This window comes from Streptomyces aurantiacus, assembly GCF_001418335.1.
Taxonomy (GTDB): domain Bacteria; phylum Actinomycetota; class Actinomycetes; order Streptomycetales; family Streptomycetaceae; genus Streptomyces; species Streptomyces aurantiacus.
Window position 1 is genome coordinate 1 of the sequence record NZ_LIPP01000308.1, and the last position, 7,283, is coordinate 7,283.

A 7,283-nucleotide genomic window follows, 5' to 3' on the forward strand; every position below is an offset into this window, starting at 1 on the left:
TGCGCCCCCAGACCCCCGCTAAAAGATTGCGCCGTTCCCCGCGCCCCTGATTGCGCACCCCTGATTGCGCGCCCCTAAGAGAACATCTCCCCCAACACCCTCGCCGCCCTCTCCGCGTCCCCGAAGCCCACGTACAACGGCGTGAAGCCGAAGCGGAGGATGTCAGGTTCCCGGAAGTCGCCGATCACTCCTCGCTCGATCAGGCGGCGCATCACCCCGCCCGCGTCCGCGCAGCGCAGGGAGACCTGGCTGCCTCGCTCGGCGTGGGCGAGCGGGGTCACCGGCTCGACGGCGCCCCCGGGCACGTACGCCTCGACGCACTGCAGGAAGAAGTCCGTCAGGGCGAGGGACTTGGCGCGGAGCACCTCGATCGAGACGTCGTCCCAGACCTCCAGGGCCGCCTCCAGCGCGAGCATGGAGAGGATGTCGGGGGTACCGACGCGGCCTCGGAGGGCGCCGGGGGCCGGGGTGAAGTCCGGGGTCATGCCGAAGGGATCGGCGTGGGAGTTCCAGCCCGGCAGCGGGGAGTCGAAGCGGGACTGGTGGTCCCGGCGGACGTAGAGGTACGCCGGTGAACCGGGGCCGCCGTTCAGGTACTTGTACGTACAGCCGACCGCCAGGTCCACGCCGTGTTCGTCGAGCCCGACCGGCAGGGCGCCCGCGCTGTGGCACAGGTCCCAGACCGACACCGCACCCGCCGCACGGATCGCGGCCGTCAGGGACGGCAGGTCGTGCAGGCGGCCCGTGCGGTAGTCGACGTGGTTCAGCAGTACCGCCGCCGTACGCCCGCTCAGGGCGTCCGGCACGTCGGCGGGAGCGACCGGGCGCAGCGTGCAGCCCGTCAGCCGGGCCGCCGACGCGGCGATGTAGCCGTCCGTGGGGAACGTCGTGACGTCGACCAGGACCTCGTCCCGGACACCCGGCCCCTCCCTGGCGTCCCGGGCGTCCCGGGCGTCCCGGGCGTCTCGCCGCTCGTTCGCGAGCCGTACCGCGCCCACGACCGCCTTGAACACGTTGACGCTCGTCGAGTCGCCGACGACGATCTGGCCCGGCGCCGCGCCCACCAGTGGCGCGATCCGGTCGCCGATCCGCTCCGGCGCCGTCCACCAGCCGCTCTCGTCCCAGGACCGGATCCGCAGCGAACCCCACTGCCTGCGCACGACGTCCTCGACCTGGCCGGGCACGGAGCGCGGCAGCGCGCCGAGCGAGTTCCCGTCCAGGTACACCGTGTCGTCCAGGACGAACCGCGCGCGCAGCTCACCCAGTTCGTCGGCGGCGTCCAGCGCCGCCGCCTCCTTCTCGTACGAGGAGCCGTACGACCTGTTCTGACCGGGCTCAGACATGCGACCGTGCCGTCCACAGCTCGGGGAACACGTTGTTGCGGGCCCGCTTCTCCAGCCAGGCCACGCCCGCCGAGCCGCCGGTGCCCGTCTTGGAGCCCATCGCCCGCCGGGTGGCGACGAGGTGGTCGTTGCGCCAGCGCCACACGAGTTCGGCGACGTCGGTCAACGACTCGCCGAGCCGGGCGAGTTCGGAGCTCTCGTCGCCGGCGTACAGCTCCGTCCACACGGCCTCGACCTCGGGCGACGGCTCGTAGCGCCGGGACACGTCCCGCTGGACGACCGAGGACGGAACGGCGTGCCCGCGCCGCGCTAGCAGCCCCAGCACCTCGTCGTACAGGCTCGGTTCGTGCAGGGCCTTCTCCAGCTCGGCGTGGACACGCGGCGCGCCCCGGTGCGGCACGAGCATGGACGCGGACTTGTCGCCCAGCAGGAACTCCATCCGCCGGTACATGGCCGACTGGAAGCCGGAGCCCTCTCCGAGAGCACTGCGGTACGAGTTGAACTGGGCCGGAGTGAGCTGGCCGAGGGGCTTCCAGGAGGCGTTCAGCGCCTCCAGTTCCCGTACCGACCGCTTCAGGGCCGCCACCGCGACCGGCACCCGGTCCTCGCGCAGCGCCTTCGCCGCGGTCTCCCACTCGTGGACGATGACGGTGAACCACAGCTCCATGACCTGGGTGGTCACCAGGAAGACCATCTCTCCGGGGTCCTCGGAGAGGGTGTGCTGGAGGTGGGTCAGGACGTCCGCCTGGACATAGTCCTCGTACGGAGTCGTTCCCTGGAAGTCGAGATGCGGAGACTCGGGGTTCTCGGGGCTCTCGGGGCTCTCGGCGTTCTCGGGGTTCTCAAGATGCGGAGTCTCGGGCTGCGAAGCCTCTTGGGGCTGAGCCTGGTGGGACATCGCTGTCTCCTGATGTGTACTCCGGGTAGCGGTCCGCCCCTGCCGAATTCCGACACGGAGGCCCCGGTCCCCACGGGCATACTCCACAATCGTGCCCCGAAAACGCAAGGTCCGCCCGGTCACACCGAGCGGACCTGCGCATACCCGCCCCAGCCCGGCCTAGCCCAGGGTCTGGGCCGCCGTCGGGGAGGAGTCCTTCAGGAACTGCGAGCAGCGCTCGTACTCCCCCTGCTCACCGATCGCCTGGGCGGCGCGGGCGAGGCCGTGCAGGGCACGCAGGAAACCGCGGTTCGGCTCGTGCTCCCACGGCACCGGGCCGTGGCCCTTCCAGCCGCCCCGCCGCAGGGAGTCGAGGCCCCGGTGGTAGCCGGTACGGGCGTACGCGTACGACTCCACGACACTGCCGCGCTCGTACGCCTCGTCGGCCAGCTGGGCCCACGCGAGTGAGGAGGTCGGGTAGTTCGCGGCGACGTCGGCGGGCGCCGTGCCGTTGGCGAGGAGCTCGCGCGGCTCCGGGTCGTCGGGCAGGTGGGTCGGGGGTGGTCCCCCGAGGAGGTTCTCGTGAATGGCCATGGGTTCCAGTTTGCGCTATCCGCTGCCGCCGGATCACCGGCCGGGTCCGCCTTTCGGCGAAAAGGCGCCCCTGAGCACGGGACGGACCGTTCGGGACCGGTTGGCGACCGGGACGGGCTATTCGAGCCGGCCGCGCGACCGGTTCGGCTCCAGTGGTGGGGCCGTCACCCCGCCGTGCGTGAGGCACTCCGGTTGCAGACAGCCCGGCGGCGGCTTGCGTACGGTCGTGAAGGCGATCACCGCGCCCACGACCAGGATGCCCGCGCACAGGGGCATCGCCCGCCGGAACGCGTCGTCGAAGGCGTCCGCCGACCGGTACGCCTCCTCGCTCATCCCGGCCAGCAGCGGCAGCGCGGCCACCGCGACGAGTCCCGCGGCGCGGGCCGCCGCGTTGTTGACGCCGCTGGCCAGCCCCGCCCGGCCGGTGTCCACGGAGGCCAGCACCGTCGCGGTGAGGGGCGCGACGAGCGTGACCATGCCGACGCCGAGCACCAGGACGGCGGGCAGCACGTCGGACACGTACGAGGCGTCCTCACCGACCCGCAGCATCAGCAGCATCCCGGTCGCGCACAGCAGCGGGCCCGCGGTGAGCGGTATGCGCGGGCCGATGCGCTGGGCCAGCTCGCCCGAGCGGGCCGAAAGCAGCAGCATCAGGACGGTCGTCGGCAGCAGCGCCGTACCCGCGCCGAGGGCCGAGTAGCCGGTGACGACCTGGAGCTGGACCGCGGAGAGGAAGAAGAACCCGGCGAAGGCCGCGTACACGCACAGGGTGACGAGGTTGACCGCCGTGAACTGGCGCGACGCGAAGATGTCGAGCGGCATCATCGGGTCGGCCCGCCGCTTCTCCACGGCTATGAAGGCGACGCCCGCCGCGACACCGGCGGCGGCCGTCACCGCCACGACGGGCACCGAGCCGCCGGGCGCCTCGATCAGGGCGTACGTCACCAGGGCGAGGGCCAGCGCGCCGAGGCCGGCGCCGAGCATGTCGAAGCCACGCCCGTGGACCCGGCCGTCCTTCGACTCCGGTACGTGACGCAGGGCGATCGGGGCGCACAGCAGCGCGAGCGGGACATTGAGGAGGAACACCCAGCGCCAGCCGGGGCCGTCCACCAGCCAGCCGCCCAGGAAGGGGCCGACCGCGGCGCCGATGCCGCCGAAGCCCGACCACAGGCCGACGGCTCTCGCCCGGTCGTCCGGGTGGAACGACGCCTGGATCAGCGCGAGCGAACCGGGCGTGAGCAGCGCGCCGCCGACCCCTTGCAGGGCGCGGGCCGCGACGAGGACACCGGCGTTCGGCGCGAGCCCGCACAGCAGTGAGGCCGCCGCGAACCAGACCACGCCGACGACGAACACCTTCCGCCGCCCGAAGCGGTCACCGAGCGCGCCGCCCAGGAGGATGAGTCCTGCGAGGGTCAGCATGTAGGCGTTGACGGTCCACTGGAGGCCCGCCAGGTCCGCGTCGAGGTCGCGGCCGATCGTCGGCAGCGCGACGTTCACCACCGTCGAGTCGAGCATCGCCATGCCCGACCCGAGCACCGTGGTCAGCAGGATCCACTTCCCCGCGGAAGAGGACATCCTGACAGCCGGGGACTCCGGGGACTCCGGGGACTCGGAAGGTTCTGGGGACTCCTGCGGTGTCGGGGCAGCCATGTCCGGAGCATACGGACATACGGCGGGGCCCGGGCTCCCCTGTGGAAAACGCCGCCGGTCGGCGTCCTCCTGTGGAAAACCGGGCCCCTCGAAGGAAGTGCGCGCGCCTACTTGATCTTCGTGCCCGTGGAGCGCAGGTGGCCGCAGGCCTGGGTGACCCGGGCGGCCATCGAGCCCTCGGCGAGCTTGCCCCAGGTGCGGGGGTCGTACGTCTTCTTGTTGCCGACCTCGCCGTCGACCTTCAGGACGCCGTCGTAGTTGCGCAGCATGTGGTCGGCGACCGGGCGCGTGAACGCGTACTGGGTGTCCGTGTCGATGTTCATCTTCACGACACCGTTCTCCAGGGCCGTGCGGATCTCGTCCTCGGAGGAGCCGGAGCCGCCGTGGAAGACGAAGTCGAACGGCGACGGCTTGCTGTACTTCGCCGCCACGCCTTCGTTCAGCTCCTTCAGGAGCTCGGGGCGCAGGACGACGTTGCCCGGCTTGTAGACGCCGTGCACGTTGCCGAAGGACGCGGCCAGCAGGTAGCGGCCCTTCTCGCCCAGGCCCAGGGCCTCGACGGTACGGATCGCGTCGTCGACCGTGGTGTAGAGGTTGTCGTTGATCTCGTGCGAGACGCCGTCCTCCTCGCCACCGGTCGGGGTGATCTCGACCTCAAGGATGATCTTCGCGGCGGCGGCGCGGCCCAGCAGTTCCTGTGCGATGGCCAGGTTGTCGGCGAGGGTCTCCGCGGAGCCGTCCCACATGTGGGACTGGAACAGCGGGTTCCGGCCGGCCTTGACGCGCTCCTCGGAGACCGCGATCAGCGGACGTACGTACCCGTCGAGCTTGTCCTTCGGGCAGTGGTCCGTGTGCAGGGCCACGGTGACGTCGTACTTCTTGGCGACGATGTGCGCGAACTCGGCCAGCGCCACGGCACCGGTGACCATGTCCTTGTTGTGCTGGCCGCCCAGGAACTCCGCACCGCCGGTGGAGATCTGGATGATGCCGTCGCTCTCGGCCTCCGCGAAGCCGCGCAGCGCGGCGTGCAGGGTCTGCGTCGAGGTGACGTTGATGGCCGGGTAGGCGAACTTGCCTGCCTTCGCCCGGTCGAGCATCTCGTTGTAGATCTCGGGGGTTGCGATGGGCATGGTCCGCTCCTTGTATGTGCGGGTGGCGTGCTGCTTACGGCCCTGACCTGGCCCTGACCTCAGGGGGCGACGTCATCGTCGGGCCCATCTTCCCAGACGCGGCCGGATGCTCCGGCCGCGGTGCGGGGGCCGGGCTCAGGCGAGTCCCAGTTCGTCCTTCGAGTAGGCGAAGAGGTAGGGGACGCCGGCGCCCTGCTGGATCTTCTCCGCGGCGCCGGTGGCGCGGTCGACGATGGTCGCCACGCCGACGACCTCCGCGCCGGCCTCGCGCACGGCCTCGACGGCGGTGAGCGGGGAGTTGCCGGTTGTCGAGGTGTCCTCGACGACGAGTACGCGGCGGCCCGCGATCTCCGGACCCTCGACCCTGCGCTGCATGCCGTGCGCCTTCGCCTCCTTGCGGACGACGAAGGCGTCGAGGTGCCGGCCGCGCGCCGCGGCGGCGTGCAGCATGGCCGTGGCCACCGGGTCGGCGCCCATGGTGAGGCCGCCGACCGCGTCGAAGTCCAGGTCCGCCGTCAGGTCGAGCAGTACCTGGCCGACCAGCGGGGCGGCCTCGCCGTCGAGCGTGACCCGCCGCAGGTCGACGTAGTAGTCGGCCTCGATGCCGGAGGAGAGGGTCACCTTGCCGTGCACCACGGCCTTGTCCTTGATCTGCTGCAGCAGCTCGCCGCGTACGTCAGTCATGCGGGTCAGCTTAGAGGCGGCGCCAGGTCCAGGTGGTGGCGGCTTCGAGGGGCTCGATGGGGGTGACCAGGCGGGGCAGGGTGTTGAGCCCGTTCGGGGGACCGGTCTGCGGTTCGACGCACACCGCGGCCTCCTGCTCGTCGTACACGACGACCCACTCCTCGCGGCCGGTCACGTTCAGCTCCAGCTGTCCGGGCCAGGTGAGGGTGACGTCGACGCCGCCGGGCATCCCGAAGCAGTCGTCCCAGGGACCCGGCTGGGGGTCGATACGGCGGCCGGTCGGCAGGTGGTCGGCGCCGCGCTCCTCCTGCCAGGCGGCGGTGAAGTCGAGGCGGACGTCCTGGGCGCCGTCGCCGCCGAGGTTGCGGTTGAACCAGGGGTGCCAGCCGATCTGCGCCGGGAAGGAGTCGCCGTACGTCTCGACCGACATGGTCAGCGTCAGGGAGTCCTCGGTCAGGGTGACGGCCTGGGTGACGCGGCCGGTGTACGGCCAGGGGTCGGCGAGGTCGTACGTGATGACGGCCTCGTCGCCACTCGTACGGGCCGTGCGCCAGGCGGCGTCGCGGGCGGTGCCGTGGATGGCGTGCGGTGGGGAGTTGAGGGGGAGCTGGTGGGGGGTGGCGCCGTTCAGGAAGCGGCCGTCCCTGGTGCGACCGCACCACGGGACCATGGGGAAGCAGCCGAACTTGCCGCCTTGGCGCAGCAGTTCGACCCCGGCGATCCGCAGGCCACCGATCCGTCCGCCGTTGCCCGGCTGCACGGTCGCTTCCGCGTCGCCGGCGGTCAGCGTGATGTCTTCGTCACTCACGCGGAAGACCCTACGGGGTGCGGTACGCAGGAAGGGCCGCAGGGCCCCGACCGGTGCGTCGACTGCGGGCCGCATGTGGCTGGTCGCGCAGTTCCCCGCGCCCCTAGGGGGTGGGGGCTGCGCTGGTGTTTCGGGTGCGGCTCGGTGGGGGTTGCGCGCGCAGTTCCCCGCGCCCCTGGGTACCTAGGGGCGCGGGG

General features: G+C 71.7%; 7 protein-coding genes. All 7 read right to left on the reverse strand.

Translation table 11 applies throughout. The features are described from left to right. Window positions 1–74 precede the first annotated feature (74 nt). Window positions 75–1,343: a kynureninase gene (gene kynU / locus AOK01_RS32295; RefSeq protein WP_055517949.1), complete on the reverse strand. Its 1,269-nt coding sequence runs from the start codon at window positions 1,341–1,343 to the stop codon at window positions 75–77. Next, window positions 1,336–2,241: a tryptophan 2,3-dioxygenase family protein gene (locus AOK01_RS32300; RefSeq protein ID WP_055517950.1), complete on the reverse strand. Its 906-nt coding sequence runs from the start codon at window positions 2,239–2,241 to the stop codon at window positions 1,336–1,338. Before AOK01_RS32300 ends, kynU begins: the two co-directional genes overlap by 8 nt. Window positions 2,242–2,400: 159 nt before the next feature. Then, a complete protein-coding gene (locus AOK01_RS32305) occupies window positions 2,401–2,814 on the reverse strand; it encodes a DUF3151 domain-containing protein (RefSeq protein WP_055517952.1) in 414 nt (137 codons plus the stop codon). A gap of 117 nt (window positions 2,815–2,931) precedes the next feature. Continuing rightward, entirely contained in the window at window positions 2,932–4,389 is a 1,458-nt protein-coding gene (locus AOK01_RS32310) for an MFS transporter (protein WP_055517956.1), read from the reverse strand. Window positions 4,390–4,571: 182 nt separating this feature from the next. Then, entirely contained in the window at window positions 4,572–5,594 is a 1,023-nt protein-coding gene (gene fbaA / locus AOK01_RS32315) for a class II fructose-bisphosphate aldolase (RefSeq protein WP_055517960.1), read from the reverse strand. Window positions 5,595–5,729: 135 nt separating this feature from the next. Continuing rightward, a complete protein-coding gene (gene pyrE / locus AOK01_RS32320; RefSeq protein ID WP_055517963.1) occupies window positions 5,730–6,278 on the reverse strand; it encodes an orotate phosphoribosyltransferase in 549 nt (182 codons plus the stop codon). A 10-nt stretch (window positions 6,279–6,288) separates the two neighbouring features. Further along, a complete protein-coding gene (locus tag AOK01_RS32325; protein WP_055517965.1) occupies window positions 6,289–7,086 on the reverse strand; it encodes an aldose epimerase family protein in 798 nt (265 codons plus the stop codon). Window positions 7,087–7,283 lie beyond the last annotated feature (197 nt).

Excerpts from the sequence above, each read along its gene's own strand:
- AOK01_RS32305 (WP_055517952.1), bottom strand. The coding sequence starts at position 2,814 with ATGGCCATTCACGAGAACCTCCTCGGGGGACCACCCCCGACCCACCTG.
- pyrE (WP_055517963.1), bottom strand. The coding sequence starts at position 6,278 with ATGACTGACGTACGCGGCGAGCTGCTGCAGCAGATCAAGGACAAGGCC.
- AOK01_RS32300 (WP_055517950.1), bottom strand. The coding sequence starts at position 2,241 with ATGTCCCACCAGGCTCAGCCCCAAGAGGCTTCGCAGCCCGAGACTCCG.
- kynU (WP_055517949.1), bottom strand. The coding sequence starts at position 1,343 with ATGTCTGAGCCCGGTCAGAACAGGTCGTACGGCTCCTCGTACGAGAAG.
- AOK01_RS32310 (WP_055517956.1), bottom strand. The coding sequence starts at position 4,389 with ATGTCCTCTTCCGCGGGGAAGTGGATCCTGCTGACCACGGTGCTCGGG.
- fbaA (WP_055517960.1), bottom strand. The coding sequence starts at position 5,594 with ATGCCCATCGCAACCCCCGAGATCTACAACGAGATGCTCGACCGGGCG.